At 64.3% G+C, this 24984-nt stretch carries 22 protein-coding genes; 14 read left to right on the top strand and 8 right to left on the bottom strand.

Translation table 11 applies throughout. From position 1 onward, the window contains the following. Positions 1 to 61: 61 nt before the first annotated feature. Positions 62 to 1768, bottom strand: a complete 1707-nt coding sequence (locus EJ070_RS05905; protein WP_245464822.1) for a hypothetical protein — start codon at positions 1766 to 1768, stop codon at positions 62 to 64. Here EJ070_RS05905 and EJ070_RS36980 point away from each other — a divergent pair. The 4 genes from EJ070_RS36980 (at position 1754) to EJ070_RS05890 (ending at position 4461) form a co-directional block, all read left to right on the top strand. Further along, positions 1754 to 1894, top strand: a complete 141-nt coding sequence (locus EJ070_RS36980) for a hypothetical protein (RefSeq protein ID WP_245464821.1) — start codon at positions 1754 to 1756, stop codon at positions 1892 to 1894. The genes EJ070_RS05905 and EJ070_RS36980 overlap by 15 nt on opposite strands. 187 nt (positions 1895 to 2081) lie before the next feature. Beyond that, complete coding sequence (locus EJ070_RS05900; protein ID WP_067003570.1) at positions 2082 to 2363, top strand: DUF4242 domain-containing protein; 282 nt, start codon at positions 2082 to 2084, stop codon at positions 2361 to 2363. Between the two features lie 139 nt (positions 2364 to 2502). Next, positions 2503 to 2745, top strand: coding sequence for a DUF1127 domain-containing protein (locus EJ070_RS05895; RefSeq protein WP_189350395.1), 243 nt, complete (start codon positions 2503 to 2505; stop codon positions 2743 to 2745). 123 nt (positions 2746 to 2868) lie between these two features. Continuing rightward, positions 2869 to 4461, top strand: a complete 1593-nt coding sequence (locus tag EJ070_RS05890; protein ID WP_126090484.1) for a peptide chain release factor 3 — start codon at positions 2869 to 2871, stop codon at positions 4459 to 4461. A gap of 57 nt (positions 4462 to 4518) precedes the next feature. Here the strand turns inward: EJ070_RS05890 and EJ070_RS05885 are convergent, their stop codons facing one another. Together EJ070_RS05885 and EJ070_RS05880 are read right to left on the bottom strand one after the other, a co-directional pair. Next, a complete protein-coding gene (locus EJ070_RS05885; RefSeq protein WP_126090313.1) occupies positions 4519 to 5823 on the bottom strand; it encodes an IS4 family transposase in 1305 nt (434 codons plus the stop codon). 207 nt (positions 5824 to 6030) lie between these two features. Then, on the bottom strand, positions 6031 to 6501 hold the full coding sequence (locus tag EJ070_RS05880) for a VOC family protein (RefSeq protein ID WP_126090483.1): 471 nt from the start codon (positions 6499 to 6501) through the stop codon (positions 6031 to 6033). 254 nt (positions 6502 to 6755) lie between these two features. Here EJ070_RS05880 and ilvD point away from each other — a divergent pair, with 254 nt between their 5' ends. Beyond that, positions 6756 to 8600, top strand: coding sequence for a dihydroxy-acid dehydratase (gene ilvD / locus EJ070_RS05875; RefSeq protein WP_126090482.1), 1845 nt, complete (start codon positions 6756 to 6758; stop codon positions 8598 to 8600). A gap of 194 nt (positions 8601 to 8794) precedes the next feature. Here the strand turns inward: ilvD and EJ070_RS05870 are convergent, their stop codons facing one another. Next, entirely contained in the window at positions 8795 to 10549 is a 1755-nt protein-coding gene (locus EJ070_RS05870; protein ID WP_126090481.1) for an ABC transporter ATP-binding protein, read from the bottom strand. 167 nt (positions 10550 to 10716) lie between these two features. Here EJ070_RS05870 and EJ070_RS05865 point away from each other — a divergent pair, with 167 nt between their 5' ends. The 3 genes from EJ070_RS05865 (at position 10717) to EJ070_RS05855 (ending at position 13857) form a co-directional block, all read left to right on the top strand. Next, the gene (locus tag EJ070_RS05865) at positions 10717 to 11997 is read left to right on the top strand and encodes an amidohydrolase family protein (RefSeq protein WP_126090480.1); all 1281 of its coding nucleotides are present in this window, start codon (positions 10717 to 10719) and stop codon (positions 11995 to 11997) included. Between the two features lie 237 nt (positions 11998 to 12234). Next, positions 12235 to 13158, top strand: coding sequence for a DMT family transporter (locus EJ070_RS05860; protein ID WP_126090479.1), 924 nt, complete (start codon positions 12235 to 12237; stop codon positions 13156 to 13158). Between the two features lie 225 nt (positions 13159 to 13383). Then, the gene (locus EJ070_RS05855) at positions 13384 to 13857 is read left to right on the top strand and encodes a DUF805 domain-containing protein (protein WP_126095655.1); all 474 of its coding nucleotides are present in this window, start codon (positions 13384 to 13386) and stop codon (positions 13855 to 13857) included. A 25-nt stretch (positions 13858 to 13882) separates the two neighbouring features. Here the strand turns inward: EJ070_RS05855 and EJ070_RS05850 are convergent, their stop codons facing one another. Beyond that, positions 13883 to 14800 (bottom strand): phosphotransferase family protein, encoded by a 918-nt coding sequence (locus EJ070_RS05850; RefSeq protein WP_126095654.1) that lies wholly within the window; start codon positions 14798 to 14800, stop codon positions 13883 to 13885. A 95-nt stretch (positions 14801 to 14895) separates the two neighbouring features. Here EJ070_RS05850 and EJ070_RS05845 point away from each other — a divergent pair, with 95 nt between their 5' ends. Then, on the top strand, positions 14896 to 15528 hold the full coding sequence (locus tag EJ070_RS05845; RefSeq protein ID WP_126090478.1) for a class I SAM-dependent methyltransferase: 633 nt from the start codon (positions 14896 to 14898) through the stop codon (positions 15526 to 15528). A 13-nt stretch (positions 15529 to 15541) separates the two neighbouring features. Here the strand turns inward: EJ070_RS05845 and EJ070_RS05840 are convergent, their stop codons facing one another. Together EJ070_RS05840 and EJ070_RS05835 are read right to left on the bottom strand one after the other, a co-directional pair. Then, a complete protein-coding gene (locus EJ070_RS05840) occupies positions 15542 to 17995 on the bottom strand; it encodes an FAD-dependent oxidoreductase (protein WP_126090477.1) in 2454 nt (817 codons plus the stop codon). Then, positions 17992 to 18888, bottom strand: coding sequence for a phosphotransferase family protein (locus EJ070_RS05835; RefSeq protein WP_126090476.1), 897 nt, complete (start codon positions 18886 to 18888; stop codon positions 17992 to 17994). The genes EJ070_RS05840 and EJ070_RS05835 overlap by 4 nt, the downstream gene beginning before the upstream one ends. Positions 18889 to 19272: 384 nt before the next feature. On the opposite strand from EJ070_RS05835, the gene EJ070_RS05830 reads away from it, so the two are divergent. Together EJ070_RS05830 and EJ070_RS05825 are read left to right on the top strand one after the other, a co-directional pair. Next, positions 19273 to 20037 carry a DeoR/GlpR family DNA-binding transcription regulator gene (locus EJ070_RS05830; protein WP_126090475.1) on the top strand — a complete coding sequence of 255 codons (765 nt, stop codon included), beginning with the start codon at positions 19273 to 19275 and terminating at the stop codon, positions 20035 to 20037. A 55-nt stretch (positions 20038 to 20092) separates the two neighbouring features. Beyond that, complete coding sequence (locus EJ070_RS05825) at positions 20093 to 20998, top strand: LysR substrate-binding domain-containing protein (RefSeq protein WP_126090474.1); 906 nt, start codon at positions 20093 to 20095, stop codon at positions 20996 to 20998. Positions 20999 to 21004: 6 nt separating this feature from the next. Here EJ070_RS05825 and EJ070_RS05820 read toward each other — a convergent pair whose 3' ends face one another. Continuing rightward, complete coding sequence (locus EJ070_RS05820) at positions 21005 to 21487, bottom strand: helix-turn-helix domain-containing protein (RefSeq protein ID WP_126095653.1); 483 nt, start codon at positions 21485 to 21487, stop codon at positions 21005 to 21007. 75 nt (positions 21488 to 21562) lie between these two features. Between EJ070_RS05820 and EJ070_RS05815 the strand changes: the two genes are divergently transcribed. The 3 genes from EJ070_RS05815 (at position 21563) to EJ070_RS05805 (ending at position 24955) form a co-directional block, all read left to right on the top strand. Continuing rightward, positions 21563 to 22408 carry a class I SAM-dependent methyltransferase gene (locus tag EJ070_RS05815; RefSeq protein ID WP_126090473.1) on the top strand — a complete coding sequence of 282 codons (846 nt, stop codon included), beginning with the start codon at positions 21563 to 21565 and terminating at the stop codon, positions 22406 to 22408. Positions 22409 to 22617: 209 nt separating this feature from the next. Then, positions 22618 to 23772 carry an ABC transporter substrate-binding protein gene (locus EJ070_RS05810; RefSeq protein WP_126090472.1) on the top strand — a complete coding sequence of 385 codons (1155 nt, stop codon included), beginning with the start codon at positions 22618 to 22620 and terminating at the stop codon, positions 23770 to 23772. A gap of 184 nt (positions 23773 to 23956) precedes the next feature. After that, positions 23957 to 24955 carry an ABC transporter ATP-binding protein gene (locus tag EJ070_RS05805; protein WP_126090471.1) on the top strand — a complete coding sequence of 333 codons (999 nt, stop codon included), beginning with the start codon at positions 23957 to 23959 and terminating at the stop codon, positions 24953 to 24955. The last annotated feature ends 29 nt before the right edge of the window (positions 24956 to 24984 follow it).

Below are 24984 nucleotides of genomic sequence, written 5' to 3'. Positions count from 1 at the left end.
CCCCCCGTCATGCCACCGCGCCGGCCATACCTCAAGGTAGAAGCGCTCAAGCGAGACGCGGCTACACGCTGCCCACCGCTGCCTTCTGAGTCCCGGCGAGCATGTCCTTCAGCTCTTCGCAGCGCCGCATGAGTCGGGAGGAGTCGAGCTTCTTCGCAAGCGCCAACGCGGTGCCGAGCTCCAGTTCCGCGCCGTTACGATCGTCGAGCTGAATGAGGAGCGCCGCGAGCGAAAGCCTGGCGTCTGCGACATTGATCGGCGAGCCGATCTCGTTCCAGAGCGAGCATGCGGTTTGCAGCTCCCGAACAGCCTCGGCGAGGCGTCCCTCCTGTATGAAAAGCTCTGCCTTGGCCTCGCCGGTCAGCGCCCGGATGGAGGCCATCGGCCAGCGCTGTGGCTGGGCCTCCAATTCGGCGAAGACCTCTTTCGCGCGCTCGAGCCGGTTGGTGCGCGCCGCCACCTTGGCGAGCGTGGCAAGGACGATGCCGCGCCGCTGCAGTGTCGGCCAGCCGTTCCCCACCAGGGAGCGCTCGAGAGCGCTGAAGGCCGCTTCTGCCTGCCCCTGCTCGAGCTGCAGCAGCGCAAGGCCGGGCTGCGGATCCCAGCCCGCGGCGTGGGACGCGCGATAAGCTGTTTCCGCCTCGGCGAGATCGCCGGCGGCGAGATGAATGTCACCCAGCACGCGCAGTGCATCGCCCGTCGCCCACGGCGCATCGAGCGCAAGCTGGTCGAGCGCGGCGCGCACCAGTGCCTCGGCCTCCTTCAGCGTGCCATGGACGCCAAGCACCTCGGCGCGATGCAGCCGGCATGATCCCGACAGGTTCTCCAGCCCGTGTCCCTTGCACCAGTTTTCGTAGCCGAATGTCCATTGGTTGGCCCTCGCCCAGTCGCCGAAGTTCCGGCAGGACCAGAGGATGTTGCAATAGAGGATGCCGCCGACAACCGGGTCTATGTCGCTTGAGAGGCCGAGCGCGGCGGCGAAATCCTGGTCCTCCTGGCCGGATTTGGTTTCCCCGAGGCAAAGTTTGAAGAAGCCGCGATAGATCAGCCCGAGCGATTCCACGACCGGGTCTTCAAGATGTTTGCCGACTTTGAAGGCCTGCTCGGCAAATGCGAGCGCCTGCTCGGGTTCTGCTTCGGCGCCCATGATGCGCGCCCCCATCCAGCACCACAGGCCGTGCTCCCTGCTCTCGGTGGCGCTGTCGATCAGCTGCGCGGCGCGCTTGTGCCAGCCCTTGGCGACGGCAAGCTCTCCCCTCTCGAGATGGATCCTGGCGAGGGTGACTGCCGGGGAGGCCGCGCGCAGGCGCTCGCCGGCCACGCCGTAGGCAGTCACGGCGCGAGCCAGAAGCGGGATGGCCGCAGCCGGCCGCCCCATGCATTCCAGTGCCAAGGCCCATTCTTCGAGATCGGCCGTCAGCAGCTCGTCGGCGGCATTCGCTTGGGCGAAGGAAGCCGCGGCCTCGTGCCATTTTCTGGCTGCAGCGGCCGCGCGTGCCGACAGGATTGGTGAGCCGGGGCTCGTTGGCTTGTCGCCGCCATCGGCCGGAGCCGACCTGTTCTCCGAAGCGACCGCTTGATCGAGGCAGATCCGGTAGCCGAAGCGGGGCAGGTTGCGCAGCGCCGTCTCCAGGCCGCCCTGGCGCAGAACGCCGCGGGCTAGGCTCGCCACGCGCTGCAGCGACGCCTCGGTCACCGTCACGCCCGGCCACAGCGTTTCGAGCAACTCATCCTTGCTCAAGGCCCGGTCCTGGTGCCGCAGCAGCATGGCGAGGAAATCGAAGACCAGGGGCTGCACCTCGATCTCGCTTCCGGCGCGGCGAAGGGCGCGGGAGTTTTCGTTGAGCTCGAAGTCGCCGAAGCGATGAATTCCCATCGGCAGCAATCCCTGTAACGGCAATAGGCAAAGGATCAGAACCAGATAAGAGCGGCATAAGGACTGTTGGCCGCCTCTTGGGCAATTCTCCGTCTGCCTGGCGAGCCAAGCTGCAGTTTACCTCAGCGGCCCCGGGGATGTCACCGGCACCCGACCTGGTCGGGCGTCCGAAGGCATTTCAACCGCAGATCAAGGAGATTGTGAAATGCAGAAATACATCATCGAACGCGAAATTCCCAAGGTCGGCACCTTCGAGCGCGAGCAGCTTCGCGATGCCTCCAAGGCCTCGAATGCCGTTCTCGCCGAGCTCGGCCCGGACATCCAGTGGGTGGAGTCCTTCGTGGCGGACGACAAGACGTTCTGCGTCTACCTCGCCAAGGACGAGGCGATCATCCAGCGCCACGCCAAGATGAGCGGCTTCCCGGCCACCAAGATCACGCAGGTGAAGCGCCTGTTCGATCCGACGACGGCCTACGCCGCCGCCTGACGGGGAGGGATGGATCGTGAAGCTCCGCGGCATGTGAGCCGTGAGCGCGATTGGTTCTGACCTCTTCTTCGAGAAGCCTTTGGGAGGGTCATTCACTGGCCCTTCCAATGTCATCGTTTAAACCGATGGAGACATGACTATGACCATCTTCGGGCAGGAGCTCGTCGCCAATCGATCCGCGCTTGGGTGCTCTTTCGCTACGGCCGTCGAAATCTGCCGTTCCGGCATAGGTCCCCTGGCGCGCATCATCCGCATCCGCAGGGATCGCGCCTGGCTGGACGAGTTGCCGGACTACCTGCTGCGCGACATCGGCGTCGAGCGCATGGAGATACGCTTGATCACCAGATTGGGCCGCAAGGTCGGCCGTAGCGAGCGGATCTGAAAGGACACGGGTTCCCTTACCGGGTTGGCGGCTGCGCCGCTCGGACGACCCGATCTGCCCGAACCTGTCGACACGCCCAAAATGCGCTGCTAGAAGCCCGCGCCACAGACAGGATTTCACGAATTGGCAGAAGACATCGAACAGGCGGTATCGCGCCGCCGCACCTTCGCGATCATCGCGCACCCCGACGCCGGCAAGACCACGCTTACCGAAAAGCTGCTGCTGTTCGGCGGCGCCATCCAGCTTGCCGGCGAGGTCAAGGCCAAGAAGGACCGCATCCAGACCCGGTCCGACTGGATGAAGATCGAGCGCGAACGCGGCATCTCGGTTGTCACCTCGGTGATGACCTTCGAGTATGACGACAACGTCTTCAACCTGCTCGACACGCCCGGCCACGAGGATTTCGCCGACGACACCTACCGCACGCTGTCGGCGGTGGATTCCGCCGTCATGGTCATCGACGCCGCCAAGGGCATCGAGCCGCGCACGCTGAAACTGTTCGAGGTCTGCCGGCTGCGCGACATCCCGATCATCACCTTCGTCAACAAGATGGACCGCGAGAGCCGCGATCCGTTCGAAATTTTGGACGAAATCGAGCAGAAACTGGCGCTGGATACCGCGCCGGTGACCTGGCCGATCGGCCGCGGCAGGACGTTTTCTGGCACCTATCATCTGGCGCAGAACGCGGTGCGCCGGAGCGACGACGAGAAGGAGCGCACCCCGGTCAACGGTCCGGATTCCAATCGCGTCGCCGGGCTTTTGCCGGAAAACGAGCGCAACGACTTCATCGAGGAGCTGGAGCTCGCGCGGGAAGCGTGCAGACCCTTAGACGTCGACGCCTTCCGCGAAGGCCATCTGACCCCGGTCTATTTCGGCTCGGCGCTGCGCAATTACGGCGTGCGCGACCTGATCGAGGCTTTGGGCGCTTACGGCCCGCCGCCGCGCGCCCAGGCAGCCGATGAACGCACGGTGGAGGCGACGGAGGAGAAGATGACCTCCTTCGTCTTCAAGATCCAGGCCAACATGGATCCCAACCACCGCGACCGCATCGCCTTCGTCCGTGTCTGCTCGGGCAAGCTCGAGCGCGGCATGAAGGCAAAGCTGGTGCGCACCGGCAAGCCGATGAGCCTGTCGGCGCCGCAGTTCTTCTTCGCCCGCACGCGAGTCACGGCCGACGAGGCTTTCGCCGGCGACGTCGTCGGCATCCCCAATCACGGCACGCTGCGCATCGGCGACACTCTCACCGAAGGCGAGGAGATCCTGTTCCGCGGCGTGCCGAATTTCGCGCCGGAAATCCTGCGCCGCGTCCGCCTCGGCGACGCCATGAAGGCCAAGAAGCTGAAGGAGGCGCTGCACCAGATGGCCGAGGAGGGCGTCGTGCAGCTCTTCTCGCCCGAGGACGGCTCACCGGCGATCGTCGGCGTGGTCGGCGCGCTGCAGCTCGATGTGCTCAAGGAGCGGCTCAACATCGAGTACACGCTGCCGGTAGATTTCGAGATGTCGCGCTTTTCCGTCTGCCGCTGGATTTCGGCCGACGACAAGGCTGAGCTGCAGCGCTTCATCGAAGGGCATCGCGGCGACATTGCCCGCGATCTCGACAACGATCCGGTCTTCCTCGCCCAGCATGCCTTTTCGCTGAACTATGAGGCCGAGCGCTGGAAGGCGATCCGCTTCGCCGCCGTCAAGGATTACCAGGTCCGCGACAAGGCGGCGTGAAGCGCAGCTTTTCCTTCTCCCCTTTTGGGCTAGCGTGCGCACACATTTGCTTCGGGCTCATTTTTGCGAGGCCAGAACGAAGCCGTGTGTGATGGCGTTGAAGCGTCTGAGGCCGTGGGTGAAGGTGATGGGCCCTGGCGGGCGTTCCTTTTCGTAGCCGTTCCAGCCTCCGAGCCTGGCGATACACCAGGCGGCCCAGGCGAGCGTGTGCGTGGGGTGCGGGTTCTTCTGCTTTTGGGTCTTGCCTTCGAGCTTGGCGATGAGCACTTCCAGGACGGTGATCTCGGTGGGATCGAAGAGGTGTGCGGCCTGGAAGCGCTGGCCCGGCGAACCACGCCCGTGTACGAGTTGCATGACCTTGGTGGCGACGACCAGAGCGGTGGCGGCCAGACGTTCGAGTGCATCGCCGTCGGCGATGAGACTTTCCTCCAGATCGATGGCCTGCGACTTCACGGTCCGAAACAGCTGTTCGACGCTCCAACGCGAGCGATACAGGTCGACGATGCGGCAGGCATCGGCGAGCGTTTCGACGCTGTGGGTGGTCAACAGCCGCCAGATCACCGCGTCCTTGGCCGAAGGTGGATCGATCTCACGCACTTCCACCATGTTGAGCGTGAGTTCGCGCGGATCGCGGCTGTCGGCGCCAAGGCGGGGCTGGCGCAAGCTCACCGCGGTGAAGCGAACGGCCAGTTCGACGGTGCGGGCCGGCCGGCCGGGTCGGGCCTGCAGTTCGAAGGCAATGCGGCCGGCTTCCGGCGTCTTGGCGATCGCGCCGAACAGGCGCTCGCCCCGCGTGCCCAAGGCCCGATCCCGTACAGCGCGGATGAGCACATGGGTGCGCTCGTCGGGCAGCCTTGCAAACACTTCGTAGATGTCGGCCTCGCGGTCGCCGATCACCGTCATCTGCGGCGCGTCGGTCAGCGCCTGGCATGCCGCCTTGGCGGTGCCGATCCACTTGTGGCTTTCCTTGGCTTCGATCGGCAGCGCCTGGTAGTCATCCGCCTTCTCTGCCTCGCGCCGCCAGATCGTGGCGCCTGCAAGGCCAAGGACCGAGCCGTCCACGGCATCCACGGCCAACGCCGGATGCACGAACAGCCCGATATCGGTGCCATTGCCGACACGACCGAGGCCGCGCTTGCGCGAAGCCTTGGCTTCATAGTTGATCTCGCTGCTGTCCTCGATGATCAGCACGTGGCGGCCGGCGGCCAGTTCGGCGGTTCGCGCCGCCGCCGTGCGGATGATCTCTTGCGTGCTCACGTGGCGATTGCGAAACAGGCGTGTGAACGCGACCTTCTCGGCGCGCGTGTCGGCCAGCCGGCGCATGCCCGTGCTGACACGCGCAAACATGCGCTCCAGAACCATGCTCCCCTTTTTTGCAGGCGCAGGTCGCCGAAGTAGCCAAGCAACGAAGCCATCGTCGAAACCTCCAGAATCAACAATGGCGGCTACAGAATCACATACAATTCAACCGCTTCAAGCCATTTTCCGACGGCGCCTCTTCACGCTTGACCACAGCACGAAGCAAATGTGTGCGCACGCTAGCCCCTTGTGGGAGAAGGTGAAGCCTGCTCAGCCCTTCGCCGCCGCTTCCAGCTTGTCGATCTCGATCTTGCCCATCTGCATCATCGCCGACATCACGCGGCCGGCCTTGGCCCGGTCAGGATCCTGAAGCAGGCGCGGCAATTGTTCCGGCACGACCTGCCAGGAAACCCCGAACTTGTCCTTCAGCCAGCCGCACCGGCCGGGCTGGCCTCCATCCTCGGTGAGCCTAGTCCAGAAATGGTCGACTTCCTCCTGCGTTTCGCAGTCGATCGACAGCGAGATCGCCTCGGTGAACTTGTATTGCGGACCGCCGTTGAGCGCTTGGAATTGCACGCCGTCGAGTTCGAACGAGGCCACCAGCACCTGGCCTTCGAGAGCATGGCCCTTGGGCCAGCGCATGGTGCTAAGCACCTTCGACTTCTTGAAGATGGAAACGTAGTGGTTCATGGCCTCCTCGGCCTGGCCGTCGAACCATAGGAAGGTGGTGATCTTTTGCATGTCTTGCTCCTCGGACTGTTCAGGTGGGTTCCATCTTCAACGGCGGGCCGGCGATTTGGTGCCGTTTCCGTACCGTCTGCCTCGAGGACGGGCCGGCGAGGCGCGATCCGACAGCGACTTTCAGATTTTCTTGAAGTTCCGTGGCGCAGTGCAAAACTGTGGCAAGGCCGGACCTTGGTCGCTATAACCGCTGCCGACCAAAATACAGCGCCGTCGCGCCACGCTCAGCGCGGCCAGCCAGCAAGGACAATCCGATGCCTGCCTATCGCTCCCGCACCACTACCCATGGCCGCAACATGGCCGGCGCCCGCGGCCTGTGGCGCGCCACCGGCATGAAGGACTCGGATTTCGGCAAGCCGATCATCGCGGTGGTCAATTCCTTCACCCAGTTCGTGCCGGGCCACGTGCATCTGAAGGACCTCGGCCAGCTCGTCGCGCGCGAGATCGAGAAGGCCGGCGGCGTCGCCAAGGAATTCGACACGATTGCCGTCGATGACGGCATCGCCATGGGCCATGACGGCATGCTCTATTCGCTGCCGTCGCGCGAGCTGATCGCGGACTCCGTCGAATACATGGTCAACGCGCATTGCGCCGACGCCATGGTCTGCATCTCCAATTGCGACAAGATCACGCCCGGCATGCTGATGGCCTCGCTGCGCCTCAACATCCCGACCGTCTTCGTCTCCGGCGGGCCGATGGAGGCCGGCAAGGTGGTGCTCGCCGGCAAGGCGCAGGCGCTCGACCTGGTCGACGCCATGGTTGCCGCGGCCGACGACCGCGTTTCCGACGAGGACGTCAAGGTCATCGAGCGCTCGGCCTGCCCGACCTGCGGCTCGTGCTCGGGCATGTTCACGGCAAACTCGATGAACTGCCTGACCGAGGCGCTCGGCCTCTCGCTGCCGGGCAATGGCTCGACGCTGGCAACGCACGCCGATCGTAAGCGCCTGTTCGTCGAGGCCGGCCATCTGATCGTCGATCTCGCCCAGCGTTACTACGAGCAGGACGATCAAAGCGCGCTGCCGCGCAGCATCGCCTCCAAGGGCGCCTTCGAGAACGCCATGGCGCTTGACATCGCCATGGGCGGCTCGACCAACACGGTGCTCCACATCCTCGCCGCCGCGCACGAGGGCGAGGTCGACTTCACCATGGAAGACATCGACCGGCTGTCGCGAAAAGTGCCGGTGCTGTGCAAGGTGGCGCCGGCCAAGGCCGACGTGCACATGGAGGACGTCCACCGCGCCGGCGGCATCATGGCCATCCTCGGCCAGCTCGACCAGGCGGGACTGATCAACCGCGACCTGCCGACGGTCCATACGGCTTCCCTCGGCGAGGCGCTCGACCACTGGGACATCGCCCGCACCTCCGCCGAGAATGTGCGCGAGTTTTTCCGGGCGGCGCCCGGTGGCGTGCCGACGCAGGTCGCCTTCAGCCAGGATCGCCGCTGGGATGAGCTCGACATGAACCGCGAGACGGGTGTCATCCGTTCGGCAAAGACGCCGTTCTCGAAGGACGGCGGCCTCGCCGTGCTGAAAGGCAATTTGGCGCTCGACGGCTGCATCGTGAAGACGGCCGGCGTCGACGAGTCGATCCTGAAATTCACCGGCCCGGCCCGCGTCTTCGAGAGCCAGGACGCCTCGGTCAAGGCGATCCTCGGCAACGAGATCAAGGCCGGCGACATCGTCGTCATCCGCTACGAGGGACCGCGCGGCGGCCCCGGCATGCAGGAGATGCTCTACCCGACCAGCTACCTGAAGTCGAAGGGCCTCGGCAAAGCCTGCGCGCTGATCACAGACGGCCGCTTCTCCGGCGGCACGTCCGGCCTGTCGATCGGCCATGTCTCGCCGGAGGCTGCCGAAGGTGGGTTGATTGGTCTGGTCCAGGAGGGCGACACGATCGAGATCGACATCCCGAACCGCAAGATCCATCTTGCCATCAGCGATGCTGAGCTCGAAGCGCGCCGCGCCGCGATGACAGCGAAGGGCGCGGATGCCTGGAAGCCGGCCGAGAAGCGCAAGCGCAAGGTGACGACCGCGCTGCGCGCCTACGCCGCCTTCGCCACCAGCGCCGACAAGGGCGCCGTGAGGAAAGTGCCGGAGTAGGAGCGCTTTTCCTTCTCCCCTTGTGGGAGAAGGTGGCCGAGCGAAGCTCGGTCGGATGAGGGGTGTTCCAGCTTGGTGACACCTCTCGCCCAGCCTGATTTTCCCGCGCCTCACTCCGCCCAGCACCCCTCATCCGTCTTGGCGCTTCGCGCCAATCCACCTTCTCCCCACAAGGGGAGAAGGAGAGGGCCGCGCTACGGCATCAGCTGATACTCATAAAGCCTCTGATAGAGCCCGCCGTGCTTGAGCAAGGTCTTGTGCGGGCCGCTTTCCTGCACCTTGCCACCCTCCAGCACCACGATGGTGTCGGCCTGGTGCACCGTCGACAGCCGGTGCGCGATCACGATCGTCGTGCGTCCGACGGTGAGCTGCTGCAGCGCATCGCGGAACAGCGCTTCCGATTCGGCGTCGAGCGCGCTGGTCGCTTCGTCCAGCAGCAGGATCTCGGCGTTGCGCAGCATGGCGCGCGCGATCGAGATGCGCTGGCGCTGGCCGCCGGAGAGCAGCGAGCCGTTCTCGCCCACCTCCGTCTCGTAGCCCTTGGCCATGGCGCTGATGAAATCATGCGCATTGGCTGCCTTGGCGGCGGCGATCACTTCCTCGTCGGTCGCGTCCTCACGGCCGAGGCGGATGTTGTGCATGATGGTGCCGGCAAACAGGAACGTGTCCTGGCTGACATAGGCGATCTTCTGCCTGAGCGAATTGAGCGTTGCGAAGGATATGTCCTGGCCGTCGAACATCACCTTGCCGGTCTGCGGGTCGTACATGCGCATGATCAGGTTGAGGATCGTCGACTTGCCGCTGCCCGATGGTCCGACCAGCGCCGTCATCTTGCCCGCCGCCAGCGTCAGGTCGAAGCCTTCGAACACCGGCGGGCTCTCCGGATAGGCGAAGCTGACATTGTCGAATCGGATCTCGCCCGGACCTGGCCGTAGCGGCTTGGCGTCGGGTTTTTCGGCGAGAGTCAGCGGCCGGTCGGCAAGCTGGAACATCATGCGCACGCCGACGATGCCGGTTTCCAGCGAAATGCGCACGCGCGCCAGGCGCTTGGCCGGCTCATAGGCAAGCAGCAGCGCTCCAATGAAGGCCATGATGTTGCCGGGCATCTGGCCGCCTTGCAGCACCAGGAAACCGCTGACGAAAACGGCGCCGGCGATTGCCAGGCCGGCCAGCGTTTCCATCACCGGGCTGGTGGCGGCCTCCAGCGTGGCGATGTTGTTGGCGCGGTTCTCGACGTCGGAAACTGCCTTGTACATGCGCTTGCGCATTGCGCCTTCGAGATTGAAGGATTTGACGACGCGCACGCCGATCGCCGTCTCCTGCATCACATGCACGATCTGGCCGAGCGAGCGGAATTCCATCGAGGCGATCTTGCGGACGCGCTTCAGGATGCGGTTCACCCCATAGATTGCGACCGGCCCGATGACGAAGCAGATCAGCGACAGCGCCGGCTGCTTCCAGACCATAACTGCCACCAGGGCAATCAAAGTCACCAGATCACGCACATAGGATGTGACGACGAGATCAAGCACGCTGCGAGCCGCCTGCGCGTTGTTGGTCATGCGAGTGATCAGTTCGGACGATGAGGTCGCATGGTAGAACTCGATGCCTTGCGCGAGGATACGGTCATAGATCTTGCGTTGCCGGTCGGCGATGATGGCGTTGCCAACGCGGCTCATGAGGTACGCTTGGACGAAATTGGCGATGCCCTTGGCGATGAAGATCGCTGCGACCGCCAAGGCAATCCAGTTAACGCGTTCGACTCTTTTATAGATCACGAATTCATTGGTGATTACGCTAAGGATCCAGGCGCTGGCTGCGGTCGTGGCGGCAACCACCAGCATCGACACCATGGCGGCGCCATAGCCGAATTTATGCTCGTGGAAGGATTCCCTCACCAGCCTTGCGATGAGGTGCTGGTTTTCCGTCGAACGGAAGAAGCGAAACAACGGCAGATCCCACGCCTGTGATTTTCGGATTCGCCATGGGGGCGAGAGGCGGCTTATAGAGCGAGTTGCCGCCGGATGGAACCTTTCGCTATCGGCGATAGAAACCACTGCGGCAGGGTGTCTTTTCGGCCACGATGGCTGCTGATTCTACCAAGGGGATGACGAGAATGGATTTCGACCTCATCGTGCGCGGCGGCACGCTGCCGGATGGCAGGATTGCCGACATCGGCATTGCCGGCGAAACCATCCGCGCCATCGAGCCTCAACTGTCGGGCTCGGCCCATACCGAGGTCGACGCGCGCGGCAACCTTGTCTCGCCGCCTTTCGTCGATCCGCACTTCCATATGGACGCCACGCTCTCCTACGGCATCCCGCGCATCAACGCCTCCGGCACGCTGTTGGAGGGCATCGCGCTCTGGGGCGAGCTGAAGCCGCTGTTGACGCACGAGGCCGTGCGCGACCGCGCGCTCGCCTATTGCGACTGGGCGGTGTCGATGGGCCTGCTCGCCATCCGCAGCCATGTCGACGTCTGCGACGACCGGCTGCTCGCGGTGGAGGCGCTGCTCGACGTCAAGCAAACGGTCGCACCCTATATCGACCTGCAACTGGTCGCCTTTCCGCAGGACGGGCTCTACCGCTCGCCGACGGCGCGCGAAAACACCATCCGGGCGCTCGATCTCGGCGTCGACATCGTCGGCGGCATCCCGCATTTCGAACGCACCATGGCCGACGGCACCCGCTCGGTGACGGAGCTCTGCGAGATCGCCGCCAAGCGCGGCCTGATGGTCGACATGCATTGCGACGAGACCGACGACCCGCTGTCGCGCCATATCGAGCAGCTCGCCTATGAAGCGCAGCGCCTCGGTCTGCAGGGCAGGGTGGCCGGCTCGCACCTCACCTCCATGCACTCCATGGACAATTACTATGTCTCGAAGCTCTTGCCGATGATTGCCGAAGCCGGCGTCTCGGCGATCCCCAACCCGCTGATCAACATCATGCTGCAGGGGCGTCACGACACCTTCCCGAAGCGGCGCGGCCTGACCCGGGTGAAGGAGATGCTGGGGCTCGGCATCCGCGTCGGCTGGGGCCAGGACTGCGTGCTCGACCCTTGGTATTCGCTAGGCACGGCCGACATGCTCGACGTCGCCTTCATGGGCCTGCATGTCGCCCAGATGTCGAGCCCGGCCGACATGGCGCGCTGCTTCGACATGGTGACCAATGTCAACGCCGCCATCATGGGCCTCGACCATCTCGGACTTGCGGTCGGCAAGCGCGCCAGCCTTGTCGTGCTCGACGCCGGCAATCCGATCGAGGCCGTACGCCTTCGCCCCGAACGTCTTTGCGTCATCGCCAGGGGCAAGGTGGTGGCGGAGCGCACCAGGCAGGAGACCAGGCTGTCGATCGCCGGGCGGCCGGAGAGCGTCAACCGAAGGCATAAGTCTGCTTAGTGTCTCCGCGTGGAGCAGGGAACGAAGCGACGCGTAAAGCCGCTACAAGGTCGAAGAACGCGGCGCGCAACGTGAGATTTGCAGCGTTCCTTCGCGCCCCCCTCTGGCCTGCCGGCCCCTCAAAGTTCCTGCATCGCCGCAACGCCCTGTGCACTCACCACTAGAACCGGCGGCTTTCCGCCGCTGGTCTTACGGATTTCGCTCGTCAAGCCGCCGGCTTACGGCTAGGGAGCCGGCATGGCCCAGACCATCGCCCGCAATTTCACGATCCGCAACGTCCTGCTCGCCGGCATCCTCTTGATGCTGGCCGGCGACTTCATGTTCGCGCTGAACGACGCGATGGGCAAATGGCTGGTTGCCTCCTTCTCCGTCGGCCAGGTGGTGCTGATCCGCTCCATCGGCGCCTTTTTCGTGCTAGGGCCGATGATCGCCAACCAGGGCGCGGGCAAGCTGTTCCAGATGGAAAGGCCGCTGCTGCAGCTCCTGCGCGTGGTGGCGACCACGCTCGATACCGGGCTCTTCTATGCGGCTGTCGTCTATCTGCCGCTCGCCGACGTGATGAGCTTCTACATGGCCGGACCGATCTATGTCGCCGCGCTCTCGCACCTCCTGCTTGGCGAGAAGGTCGGCTGGCGGCGCTGGCTGGCGATCCTGGTCGGCTTCTGCGGCGTGCTGATCATCCTGAAACCCTCCTCGGCGGCCTTCTCGCTGTCGTCGACCTACGCCCTGATCGGCAGCATCGCCTTCGGCTTCGCCATCATCCTCGGCCGGCGTTTGCGTGGAACGAGTGACACGACCCTGGTCACATGGCAGACAATCGGCACGCTGATTGTCGGCGGGGCGTTCACCATCGGCACCTGGCGGACACCCTCCAGGCTTGATTTCGGCGCCATGCTCTTGCTCGGCGTCGTCTCCTGCGCCGCCCATCTGATGATCACCAGGGCTCTCAAGCTGGCGCCGGCCTCGACGCTGGCGCCGCTGCATTACAGCCTGCTTCTGTGGGCCATTGTCTTCGGCCTGGTCTTCTTCGGCGACGTGCCGAGCCCGCGCATCCTCGCCGGCTCGGCGATCGTCGTGCTCGCCGGCATCTTCATCTTCCATCGCCAGAAGGTGGTCGAAACCGTCGTGCCGCCCGAGAACGTGCCTAAGGGCGTCAACTAGAGCAATTCCAGGAAAAGTGTGTAACGGTTAGGCTCGGCGACTTCGCCGTAGCCTTCCGTCCGGAATTGCGTCGAAACAATCCGTTTCCGTGGAACGGTGAGCTCAACGGCAATTTCACGAAAGCATTTTACGGTGCAAATCGCCTGTCGAATGCAATCGGCGATTGATTCTTGGCGGGACAGGCAGGATATTCGCAACCTGGGAAACCGGGGTATAGGGGGAATGATGGGTAGTTTCTCTATATGGCATTGGCTTATAATTCTGGTCCTTATCGCCTTGCCGTTGGTATTTGTCTTAAGAGCGCCGCCCTCTGGAGCCAATCGTTTCGGAGACACGCCGCCTTCAATGAATTTCGGTGAGGCTGTTTCAAGTTTTTTCCGAAACTATGTGAATTTTTCCGGCAGGGCCAGTCGGTCGGAGTTCTGGTACACCTACCTCTTCATCTTCATCGTCGGCGTCATTGTGGTCATAGTTGATGCTGTTGTCGGAAATGAAGCTGTCTCATCGATCTGGAATCTTGCCATCCTTGTGCCGACGCTTGCCATGACAACTCGCCGGCTGCATGACATCAACAGAAGCGGCTGGCATCAACTTCTTGCATGGTTATTCCCCGTCGGTACCATCGCTCTGCTTATTTGGTATTGCAGAAAGTCTGACGAGACAGGGTCGCTGAATGAGATCCAGAGGGTTTTCACGTAAGGTCGCTGGAACTCTGCAACCGATCTCATTTGGAACTGCTCGAGCCCAGCCGCACGGCCGCAAGATGGCGTGAGAATTCGGATGTCTCCATCAGCGCCTTGCAGCGGGCGAAGCGGCCGTCGGCATAGGCGCGGAAATCGTCGACCGGGTTGTCGTTGGCGAGTTGGATCAGCCCCCACAGCGTCCAGAGCAGGTCGCACATCGCCTTGTGGATGACGACGCGGCCGCGCTCGGCCGGCCTCGCCTCGCCGCCGAAATAGGCGCGCATCATCTCCTCGTCCTGGGCGGCGTCGAACTTGCCCTCGACGGAGAGGTCGCCGAGGTCCCACAGCGGATCGTTCATGCCGGAATATTCCCAGTCGACGATCCACATCCGCTCGCCCGTATCGAGGAAGTTCTCGCAAAGCGGATCGCAGTGGCAGGCGGCGAGCTGGATCGGGTGTGCGGCCAATGCTTCGCGCACGCTGCCTGCCTCGCGCACCACGTCGTGATAGCCCGGTGGCAGCGCGACATCCTTGGTCGACAGCACCTTCAGATAGTCGTCGATCATCGCGAACAGCTCGAAGCGGAAAGGAAAGACGGCGCCGGACGAATGCAGCTTGCGGAAGGCCTCGCCCGCGCGCGCCGGGCTCCCCTTGCGCGTCTTGAACTTCTCCGGCGACATCGTCTCGGCACCGGCGATGAAGCGCGTCGCCATCACGCCCGATGCCGGATCGGCATAGAGCACCTCGGGGCTGACGCCGGCCTTGGCCGCCTCGCGCGCCGCTACCGCCTCATTGGCGCGGTTGATGTATTCCTGCGTGCCCTTGCCGGGAATGCGCAGGCAGACGTCGCCAGCTTGGTAAACACGGTTGGTGAGGCCGCCCAGCCGCTCCAGCGGACCCTCGTAGCCGGCAAGCGCCGGAATGGCGGCCAACGCCGCGCGCGCCTCTTCCATCGTCACCCCCTTTACCATCACGCCATGTTTATGGCGAAACGGTTCCACAGTTTTTGCCGCTTGGCTACCATGGGGCGCGCGAATCGGCAGCGGGAGCGGCAATGACGGACGGCAAGCACAACAGCGCGCTGGGCGCGGCTTACGCGGCGACCCGGCCGGACGAAGTGGCGGCGATCTACGACAACTGGTCCGAGACCTATGACGCCGACATGTCGGCCGCCGGCTATCGCCATCCGACGATCTGCCTGGCGCTGCTTGCCCGGCATCTGCCGCGCGGTGCCGAACCCTTGCTCGATGCCGGCGCCGGCACCGGCCTGATCGGCGAGTGGCTCGCCATCACCGGCTATCCTCAGGTCGAGGCGCTCGACATCTCGCAGGGCATGCTGGACAAGGCTGGGGCGAAGGGCGTCTACACGGCCCTGCATCGCCTGGCGCTGGGCGGACCTTTGCCCTTCGCCGACGGCTATTACGCCGGCATCGTCTCGGCGGGCGTCTTCACCTCGGGCCATGTCGGGATCGACGGCCTGGACGAGCTGATCCGCATCTGCCGCCCGGGCGGCATCATCGTGCTGACGGTCAAGAACACGCTCTGGCAGTCCGGCTTTGCGGAGCGGATCGCCGACTTCGAGAAGCAGGGCGTCATAAGCCGCGTCGAAGAGACACGGCCTTACGCCTCGATGCCCGGCGAGGCCGACACGGTGCCGAGCCGAGGCCTGGTGCTGCGCGTCGGCTGACCGCTTCCCGAGCTTAGGCCCTGATCTTCTCTCCCGCCGGATCATACATCGGCTCGAGATGGATCTTGGCCGGCGTGCGTTCCATCGCCACCACCAGCTCGTAGTCGCCGGAAGCGAGGAAATCGTCGCTGACGCCATCGGCGTTGCGCACGTAGCCGTAGCCGATGTTCTTCTCCACCGTGTAGCCGTAGCCGCCGCTGGTGAGATAGCCGACCGCCTCGCCATTGCGCAGGATCGTCTCGCGGCCGAGCAGCACGATCTCCGGATCGGCCACCGTGAAGCCGGCAAAACGTTTGGCGAGCGGCTTGGCAGCCACTTTCTCCAGCGCCCGCCGCCCGACGAAATAGGTGTTCTTCCTGAGCTTCACAGCCCAGCCAAGGCCAGCCTCCTGCGGCGTGTCGTTAGGCGTGATGTCCGAGCCCCAGGCGCGGTAGCCTTTCTCCAGCCGGAGCGATTCCAGCGCCCGGTAGCCGACCGGCCGGATGTCATGCTTCTTTCCCGCCGCCATTAGCGCGTCAAAAATCTCGCCGGTAGCGGCGATAGGCACATGCAGTTCCCAGCCGAGCTCGCCGACATAGGTGACGCGCAACGCCCGCACCGTGTGGCCGGCAATTCCGACTTCGCGGGCGTGGCCGAAGGGGAAGGCTGTGTTCGAGACATCGGCGTCAGTTACCGCCGACAGCACGTCGCGGGCGCGCGGCCCCATCAGCGACAGCGTGCCGAACTCCTCGGTGACGTCTTTCAGCGTCGTGTCGAGACCCTGTTCGATATGGTCGCCGATCCAGGAAAAATCATGCGTGCGGAAGCCGGTGCCGGTGACGATGTAGAACCGGCTCTCGCCAAGCCTCGCCACGGTGAGGTCGGCCTCGATGCCGCCGCGCGTGTTGAGAAGCTGCGTGTAGGTCAGCCGTCCCACCGGCTTGTCGACGTCGTTGGCGCAGATCCAGGCGAGCGCCTTCAGCGCATCAGTGCCGGCCATCTCGTATTTGGCGAAGGAGGATTGATCGAAGATGCCGACCTTCTCGCGCACATGCTGGTGCTCGTCGCCGACCGGGCCGAACCAGTTCTGCCGCCCCATCGAGTAGATGTCTTCGGGCTCGACGCCGTCGGGCGCGAACCAGTTCGGCCGCTCCCAGCCGAGCTTCGAGCCGAACACGGCGCGGTGAGTCTTCAGCCGCTCATAGAGCGGCGAGACGATGCGCGGCCGGCCGGACAGGTATTCCTCATGCGGGAAGCCGATCGTGTAATGCTTGCCATAGGCTTCCAGCGTGCGGTCGCGGACCCAGTCGCGGTCGCGATGCAGCCCGGAAAAGCGCCTGATGTCGACCACCCAGAGGTCGAGCGGCGCCTCGCCGTCGACCACCCATTGCGCCAGCACCCAGCCGGCGCCGCCGCCGGACGCAATGCCGAACGCGTTGAAGCCGGCGCCGACGAACATGTTGGAGCATTCCGGTGCTGCGCCGAGGATGAAATTGCCGTCCGGCGTGAAGCTTTCCGGCCCATTGATCATCTGCTTGACGCCGACGTTGGCGAGCGCCGGCACCCGCTCGATCGCCTGGGCCATATGCTGCTCGAAATGGTCGTAGTCGTCATCGAACAGGCGGAACTCCCAGTCGTTGGGAACGTCGCCCCCGGGGAGATCAGTCGTCCAGGCCTGGGGGTTCGGCTCGTAGCCGCCCATCACCAGCCCGCCGACTTCTTCCTTGAAATAGGTGCGGCGGTCGGGGTCGCGGATCGTCGGCGCATCCGTCGCCAGACCCTCGATCTTCTCGGTGATGATATACTGGTGCTTGACCGGCTGCAGCGGCATGTTGATGCCGGCCATCGCGCCGACCTGCCTTGCCCATTGCCCGGCGCAGTTCACCACCTTGTCGCAGGCGATGTCGCCTTTTGAAGTCTTCACCGCGGTGATCCGGCCGTCCTTCATCGTAAAGCCGGTGACGCGCACACCCTCGAACAGCTTGGCGCCATGTATGCGCGCGCCCTTGGCGAGCGATTGCGTGATGTCGGAAGGGCTGGCCTGGCCGTCGGTCGGCAGCCAGGATGCGCCGACGAGGTCGCTTGTTTCCATCAGCGGCCACATGCGCTTCACCTCGGCCGGCGACAAGAGCTGCATGTCCATGCCGAAGCTCTTCGCGGTCGTCGCCAGCCGCTTGAACTCGGTCCAGCGGTCGGCATTGGTGGCGAGTCTGAGGCAACCGGTCATCTTCCAGCCGGTTGCCAGCCCGGTCTCGGCCTCGAGCCCCTTGTAGAGCTCGACAGAATATTTGAGCACGCGCGTGATCGAGGCCGAAGAGCGCAACTGCCCGACGAGGCCGGCCGCGTGCCAGGTCGAGCCCGAGGTCAGCTTGCCCTGTTCCAGCAGCACCACGTCGGCCTTGTGGTCGCGCGCCAGATGATAGGCGGTCGAGCAGCCGATGATGCCGCCGCCGATGACGACGATCCCGGCATGGCTGGGCAAGGTCATGGCCTGGTTCCGTATTTCGTCCGATAGTTTTCCAGCGCCGCGTCGAGCCGCACGAGGTTCTCCTCGGTATAGGCGACGTAGTCGATGCCGGGCGCGTCGAGATAGAGCTCGGAGACCATGCTCCACATCGCTTCGCGCAGCAGCGAGGCGCATTGCATGGCCGCATGCGAGCGGCGGATCTCTTTGTCCGGCTCCTTCATGAAATAGGCGGTCAGGAAGGCGAAGGACTCATCGTCGTTCATGCCGGCATTGGAGGCTGCCCCCGCGAGATCGAACATCGCGGTGTTGAAGCCGGCATACTCGAAATCGATCAGCCACAGCCGTTTGCCGTCGTCGAGGATATTCGCCGGCAAAAGATCATTGTGGCCGAAGACGATCGGCAACAGCTTCTGCGCCCGTTCGAGCTCGTCCGCCAGCGTGAGATAACGCGGCAGCTCCTCCTTCTTGCGGCTGCCGCCTTCGTCCAGCGTGCGGGCATAGTCGCGGATCACGTGGAACACCCAGAACATGAAGCCGGCGCCGGAGACATGGTTGGGCATCTCGCGGTGAAAGCCGCGCAGCAGCGCCGCCACGCGGCCGAGATTGGCGCGCACATCCTCTCCGAGAAAGGTCTTGGCGCCGAGAAATTCCGTCACCAGAATTCCAGGTTCGGCATAGTGCACGGCCGGCGCGAAGCCCGCCGCATGCGCCGCTCGCGCCGTCATCACCTCGCGCTCGCGAAAGACATGATGGAATGGAAAATCCTGGCCGAAGCGCACGACATGCCGCCCGGCGCCGTCCGTGACGACATAGTTGGCGTTGCTGAGACCGCCCGGCAGCGGCTCGATTTCGATGCTGCCGGTCCAGCAGGGCAGGGCACGGATGCGGTCTTCTGCTACTACCGGAGCACTCACGGGTTTGTTCCTGCTCCAGCCGGCTTTCGACAAAGCGATGGTGTGAGAGAACACAAAAGCCTCGTCGGTGCGAGACGCTGGGATCGATATCCCACGCCGCACCGACGAGCCCCTTGGCCAGGTTCAGGATCCCGGCGTCCGCCCCCGCGGATTCGAAAAAAACTCGCGCCAAGCACGTTCCAGAAGATCTGGTCGGTCGATTGCGGCTCTGCCATCACCCTCCCGTGGCAGTTCCGAGCCTGTCACAGAATGATCTCACGCCAGTGCGACGCGGCTGTCAATCGAAAGCTGTGACCTTTTTTGGGTGTTTTGCCCGAAAATATGAGCAATTCCTTTAAAAGCGTTAGGAATGCCTTAGAATCGGTCAAAATCCCGGACGTCCCTATGATCCACTCGAAACGGCATGGAGAGATCCTGCGGCTCCTCAGCGAGGAGGGCACGATCACCATTGCCAGCCTGGCCGAACGGCTGGGCGTGTCGTTGGAGACGGTGCGGCGCGACGTCAAGCCGCTTACCGATGACGGAGCGCTGCTCAAGATGCATGGGGCGGTCCGCCTGCCGTCGATGGCCGGCGAGGCGCCGTTTGAGCGCCGCATGCGCGAGAATGCCGAGGCCAAGCGCCTGATTGCCCGCATGGTCGCGGCCACCATCCGCGACGGCGAATCGATCATGCTCGACACCGGCACCACTACCTCCTTCCTGGCGCGCGAACTGCTCGGCCATCGCCGGCTGACGGTGGTCACCAACTCGTCCGACATCGCCCGCACACTGGCGACCGTGAACGGCAACCGGGTCTACATGGCAGGCGGCGAGTTGCGCAGCGATTCCGGTGCCGCCTTCGGTGCTACTGCGATCGACTTCGTCAGCCGTTTCTCCGTCGACCACGCGGTGATCTCCATTGGCGCGGTCGATGCCGTCGCCGGCCTTACCGACTATGAGCTCGCGGAAGCGGAATTCGCCCGCATGGTGCTGTCGCGCGGCCAGCGTTCGCTGGTCGTCACCGATCACACCAAGTTCGGCCGGCAAGGGCTGGTCCAGGTCTGCGGCTTCGACGGCTTTTCGGAGCTCGCGACCGACCAGCCGCCGCCGCACGACATCGCTGCGGCGCTCAGCCAGGCTGGCGCGCGTCTCAGCATCGCGGCGGCCTAGCGCTGGGAGCTGCCAATGCCTTCCCTTCCCGCCCGGGCCGGTGTTTAGTCCGACCATGGCTTTCACCATCCGCCAGCTCCAGTTCTTCGTCGCCGTCGCCGAGCAGGGCACGGTGTCGGGCGCCGCGCAGAACCTCTCGATTTCCCAGTCCTCGGTCACCGAGGCGATCAAGGAGCTGGAGAGCGATCTCGGGGTCGAATTGTTCGAGCGTCATCCGCGGGGCTTGAACATCACCCACAAGGGCCATCAGTTCCTGCGCCACGCCACGAAGATCCTGGCCGATGTCTCCGATGCGCGCCGCGCCTTCCTCGGCGACCAACTGACGGCCGGCGGTCGGCTACAGCTCGGCGTCACCTCGCTGGTCGCCGGCTATGTGCTTTCCGATTTGCTGGCGCGCTACCGCCGCGCCTATCCCGGCGTCGAGGTCTCGGCCATCGAGGACAATGGCGACTATCTCGAGCACCTCCTGGTCGGCGGCAAGCTCGACATCGCCGTCATGGTCACCTCCAATCTGCGCGACCGCACCGCGCTGCAGTCGGAAATCCTCGAGGTCTCGGCCTATCGGCTCTGGCTGCCGCTCAGCCACAGGCTCGCCAGCGCCGACATCATCGGTATCGGCGATATCGCGTCCGAGCCGCTGATCATGCTGACCGTCGACGAGATCGAGGAAAACACCGGCAAGCTGCTGTCGGCGATCGGCGCGAGACCCCATGTCGCCTTCCGCACCCGCTCGGTCGAGGCCGTGCGCAGCCTCGTGGCCACCGGCGCCGGCGTGGCGCTTTTGCCCGACCTCGTCTACCGCCCCTGGTCGCTGGAAGGCGACCGCATCGAATCCCGCGATATCTCCGGCTCGCTTCCGGTCGTCCAGGTCGGCATGGTCTGGCGCCGTGGCTCCAGCCTGCCGCAGTCCGCCCGCGATTTCATCGGCCTCGCCCAATCGCAACGCATGGTCCGCCGCTAGTGTGACCTACTCCAGGCTGACGTCGCCAGTCTTGCGCTTGCGCCTTGTTGCGGGAACGGCCTCCGCCTTGAACGGACCGATCGGAGCAACCTCGAAGCGGCCGGCACCGGCCAGCCTGACGGCGCGCCGGAACGTCGGACACTCCATCGGCCGGACGGCCGGACATCGGGCGGCGTGACGCAAAGCCTCTCGGATCGCGGTCAGGCACTGGATGGTCCGGTCCAGTTCGTTCGCTTTGGCATCCAAGCGCCGTTGATCCATTTTCGGCAGACCGTCGGGCGTCAGCATCGAGGAAATTTCGTCCAGTGCGAATCCACCCGCGCGTCCAAGCGCGATCAAGGCGAGCCGTTCCAGGACGGCCGGCTCGAACAAGCGGCGCAGGCCGCGACGGCCGATCGAGGCGATGAGGCCCTTCTCCTCGTAGTAACGAAGTGTCGAGGCGGGCACGCCGGTGCGGCGCGACACTTCGGCAATGTCCATATCTTTCATGCTTGACCTCAAGTCGGCTTGAACTCGTAGAGTGCTCGCGACGATCGGCGAGAGCAACAGAAAGCGAGGTCCGTTATGCCGCAATCCGCGCAGCCAAACACACAGCAAGCAGCTCTCTGGAATGACGTCAGCGGAAAGGCCTGGGTCGAGATGCAGCCGATCCTCGACGGGGTACTGGCGCCGTTCGAGCGCCTCGTAGTGGATGCCGGCTATCCCGGAGAAGGGGGCAATGTCCTGGATATCGGCTGCGGCGCCGGCGCCACGACTCTGGCGATGGCGCGCCGCGTCGGCAACGACGGACGTTGTGTTGGGCTGGATATCTCGCAGCCGCTTGTCGCCCTGGCGACGGAGCGCGCGCGGCTGGAAAAGGTGGCAAATGCAAGTTTTGAAGTGGGCGATGCGCAGACATATGCGTTCGAATCAGCGCGCTTCGACACTGTTGTCTCGCGCTTTGGTGTCATGTTCTTCGATGATCCCGTGGCCGCGTTCACCAACATAAGACAAGCCGCGAGGCGCGGTGGCAAACTCGCCTTTGTCGCTTGGCGCAGTCCGGTCGAGAATGATTTCATGACGACCGCTGCGCGAGCGGCCGCGCCTTTCCTGCCGCCCGCGCCCGTGCCAGACCCTGAGGCGCCGGGGCAGTTTGCCTTTGCCGACGGCGCCAAGGTGAAGCGGATCCTTGAAGCGAGCGGCTGGTCGTCAATCAAAGTCGAACAGGCGGACGTCCTGTGTCAGATCGCCGAAGGCGATCTGATGACATATGTCACCCGGCTGGGGCCGGTCGGCGCTGCGCTGCGCGAGGTAGACCAGGCAACGGCCGAAAAAATCACCACGGTCTTGCCTGGTGCATTCGCGCCTTTCGTGGAGGACGGTAAGGCTCGCTTCAATGCCGCCTGCTGGCTGGCGACGGCGGCGGCTTGAAGGCGTCCGTCTATCGGAAAAACCGATATCGACTTTCTGATAAATGAATTTGCGAAACCGGATTTTTCACAGCACTTTTTCGCCAGGGAACAAAAGCCGCTCGGGAGCGCGGCTGTCGGGGCACTGAGCTCTGGCGTTCAGGTTTGCGCATGATCCTTTTCGAAAACCGAAGCGGTTTCGGGGTCACGCGCCAAAATGGGAGATCGATGATGAATGCATTCCTGAAGTCATGCACGGCGTTGACGGTTGCGCTGGCCTTCTCGGGTCAGGCGATCGCCCAGGTCAAGGAACTCGGCAAGGGCGAGGGCGAGCTCAATATCGTCGCCTGGCCGGGCTACATCGAGCGCGGCGAGACCGACAAGAACTATGACTGGGTGTCTGCCTTCGAGAAGGAGACCGGCTGCAAGGTCAACGTCAAGACCGCCAACACGTCGGACGAAATGGTCTCGCTGATGAACGAGGGCGGGTTCGACCTGGTGACGGCTTCGGGTGATGCTTCGCTGCGCCTCGTCGCCGGCAAGCGCGTGCAGCCGATCAACACCGACCTCGTCAAGAGCTGGAAGACGGTCGACGACCGCCTGAAGGACGCGCCCTGGTTCACCGTCGACAAGGTGCACTACGGCGTTCCCTACCAGTGGGGCCCGAACATCCTGATGTACAACACCGACGTCTTCAAGGAAGCGCCCAAGAGCTGGAACGTCGTCTTCGAGGAGATGAAGCTGCCCGACGGCAAGTCGAACAAGGGTCGAGTGCAAGCCTATGACGGCCCGATCCACATCGCGGACGCCGCCAACTACCTGATGTTCCACAAGCCGGAACTGGGCATCAAGGACCCCTACGAGCTTACCGAGGACCAGTACAAGGCGGCGCTCGATCTGTTGCGCACGCAGCGCACGCTGGTCGGCCGCTACTGGCATGACGCCGCGATCCAGGTCGACGACTTCCAGAACGAAGGCGTGGTTGCTTCAGGCTCCTGGCCCTATCAGGTGAACACGCTTGTCGCCGCCAAGAAGCCGGTCGCCTCGACCGTGCCGGAAGAAGGCGTCACCGGCTGGGCGGACACCACCATGATGGAGGCCGACGCCGCCCATCCGAACTGCGCCTATATGTGGCTCGAGCACTCGCTCTCACCCAAGGTCCAGGGAGACGTCTCGGCCTGGTTCGGCTCGCTGCCGGTGGTGCCGGCCGCCTGCAAGGGTAACGAGTTGCTCGGCGAGGAAGGCTGCAAGACCAACGGCTACGACAATTTCGAGAAGATCAAGTTCTGGAAGACGCCGGTGTCGAAATGCGCCAGCCAGAACGACCAGTGCGTGCCTTACTACCGCTGGGTGTCGGACTATATCGGCGTCATCGGCGGGCGGTGATCGCTTTTACCCTCCCCCTTGTGGGGAGGGTCGACGCGCAGCGTCGGGGTGGGGGTCGGCGCAACCGCTTGTGCCAGTCACCCCCACCCGCAGCTTCGCCGCGACCTCCCATCGAGGGGGAGGTGAAGCGCGTGCGCTATCGCGATCCGACAGGAACCAAACCCGGCAACCGACTGACAGGCCCATGACCTCCGCCGTTTCCTTCAAACAAGTCTCGCGCCATTTCGGCAGCGTGCGTGCCGTCGATGCGGTCGATCTCGACATCGCGCCGGGCGAGTTCTTCGCCATGCTCGGACCGTCCGGATCCGGCAAGACGACCTGTCTTAGGCTGATCGCCGGCTTCGAGCAGCCGACGGCGGGATCGATCTCGATCTTCGGCGAGCGCGCCGAAGGGGTTCCGCCCTACCGCCGCAACGTCAACACCGTCTTCCAGGACTACGCGCTGTTCCCGCACTTTAACGTGCTCGACAACGTCGCCTACGGCCTGATGGTCAAGGGCGTCGGCAAGGCCGAGCGGCTGAAGGCGGCGGAAGAGGCGCTGTCGCTGGTGCGACTGCCGGGCTATGGCGCCCGGCGTCCCGGCCAGCTCTCCGGCGGCCAGCGCCAGCGCGTCGCGCTTGCCCGGGCGCTCGTCAACCAGCCCAAGGTCCTGTTGCTCGACGAGCCGCTCGGCGCGCTCGACCTCAAGCTGCGCGAGAACATGCAGGAGGAATTGAAGTCGCTGCAGAAGGTGCTCGGCATCACCTTCGTCTTCGTCACCCACGACCAGGGCGAGGCGCTGTCCATGGCCGACCGCGTCGCCGTCTTCAACGACGGCAGGATCATGCAGGTCGGGACGCCGGAGGACATCTACCAGCGGCCTAAGACGCGCTTCGTCGCCGATTTCGTCGGCTCATCGAATGTGCTGCCGCCGGATTTCGTCCAGCGCTATTCCGGCCAGCATTGCTGGGGGAGTCTCAGGCCCGAATCCATCCGCGTCACCCAAGCGACAAGCGGCGACGGCGTGGCGGCGCGTCTGGTCGGAACCAACTATCTCGGCGCCACCACCAGGCTGGCGCTCGATGCCGATGGGCTGAGGCTGCACGCCGTGGTGCCGGCGGGCACGGCGCTGCCGGCCGAGGGCGAGGCGGTGATGCTCACCTTCAACCGCGAGCACCTGCATCTGATGGATGAACAGGTATGAGCACGGTTTGCGCGAGGCACCCCCTCTGT

Origin of the sequence: Mesorhizobium sp. M1E.F.Ca.ET.045.02.1.1 (assembly GCF_003952485.1) — a bacterium.
Lineage (GTDB): Bacteria > Pseudomonadota > Alphaproteobacteria > Rhizobiales > Rhizobiaceae > Mesorhizobium.
Note: the sequence above shows the minus strand (reverse complement) of the source record. Positions and strands in the feature narration are given on the sequence as shown.

What these genes read in the sequence shown, in the direction of transcription:
- EJ070_RS05805 (WP_126090471.1), top strand. Translation starts at nt 23,957, where the DNA reads ATGACCTCCGCCGTTTCCTTCAAACAAGTCTCGCGCCATTTCGGCAGC.
- EJ070_RS05815 (WP_126090473.1), top strand. Translation starts at nt 21,563, where the DNA reads ATGCCGCAATCCGCGCAGCCAAACACACAGCAAGCAGCTCTCTGGAAT.
- EJ070_RS05900 (WP_067003570.1), top strand. Translation starts at nt 2,082, where the DNA reads ATGCAGAAATACATCATCGAACGCGAAATTCCCAAGGTCGGCACCTTC.
- EJ070_RS05860 (WP_126090479.1), top strand. Translation starts at nt 12,235, where the DNA reads ATGGCCCAGACCATCGCCCGCAATTTCACGATCCGCAACGTCCTGCTC.
- EJ070_RS05820 (WP_126095653.1), bottom strand. Translation starts at nt 21,487, where the DNA reads ATGAAAGATATGGACATTGCCGAAGTGTCGCGCCGCACCGGCGTGCCC.
- EJ070_RS05825 (WP_126090474.1), top strand. Translation starts at nt 20,093, where the DNA reads ATGGCTTTCACCATCCGCCAGCTCCAGTTCTTCGTCGCCGTCGCCGAG.
- ilvD (WP_126090482.1), top strand. Translation starts at nt 6,756, where the DNA reads ATGCCTGCCTATCGCTCCCGCACCACTACCCATGGCCGCAACATGGCC.
- EJ070_RS05810 (WP_126090472.1), top strand. Translation starts at nt 22,618, where the DNA reads ATGAATGCATTCCTGAAGTCATGCACGGCGTTGACGGTTGCGCTGGCC.
- EJ070_RS05885 (WP_126090313.1), bottom strand. Translation starts at nt 5,823, where the DNA reads ATGGTTCTGGAGCGCATGTTTGCGCGTGTCAGCACGGGCATGCGCCGG.
- EJ070_RS05905 (WP_245464822.1), bottom strand. Translation starts at nt 1,768, where the DNA reads ATGCTGCTGCGGCACCAGGACCGGGCCTTGAGCAAGGATGAGTTGCTC.
- EJ070_RS05830 (WP_126090475.1), top strand. Translation starts at nt 19,273, where the DNA reads ATGATCCACTCGAAACGGCATGGAGAGATCCTGCGGCTCCTCAGCGAG.
- EJ070_RS05845 (WP_126090478.1), top strand. Translation starts at nt 14,896, where the DNA reads ATGACGGACGGCAAGCACAACAGCGCGCTGGGCGCGGCTTACGCGGCG.
- EJ070_RS05895 (WP_189350395.1), top strand. Translation starts at nt 2,503, where the DNA reads ATGACCATCTTCGGGCAGGAGCTCGTCGCCAATCGATCCGCGCTTGGG.
- EJ070_RS05865 (WP_126090480.1), top strand. Translation starts at nt 10,717, where the DNA reads ATGGATTTCGACCTCATCGTGCGCGGCGGCACGCTGCCGGATGGCAGG.
- EJ070_RS05880 (WP_126090483.1), bottom strand. Translation starts at nt 6,501, where the DNA reads ATGCAAAAGATCACCACCTTCCTATGGTTCGACGGCCAGGCCGAGGAG.
- EJ070_RS05840 (WP_126090477.1), bottom strand. Translation starts at nt 17,995, where the DNA reads ATGACCTTGCCCAGCCATGCCGGGATCGTCGTCATCGGCGGCGGCATC.
- EJ070_RS05855 (WP_126095655.1), top strand. Translation starts at nt 13,384, where the DNA reads ATGGGTAGTTTCTCTATATGGCATTGGCTTATAATTCTGGTCCTTATC.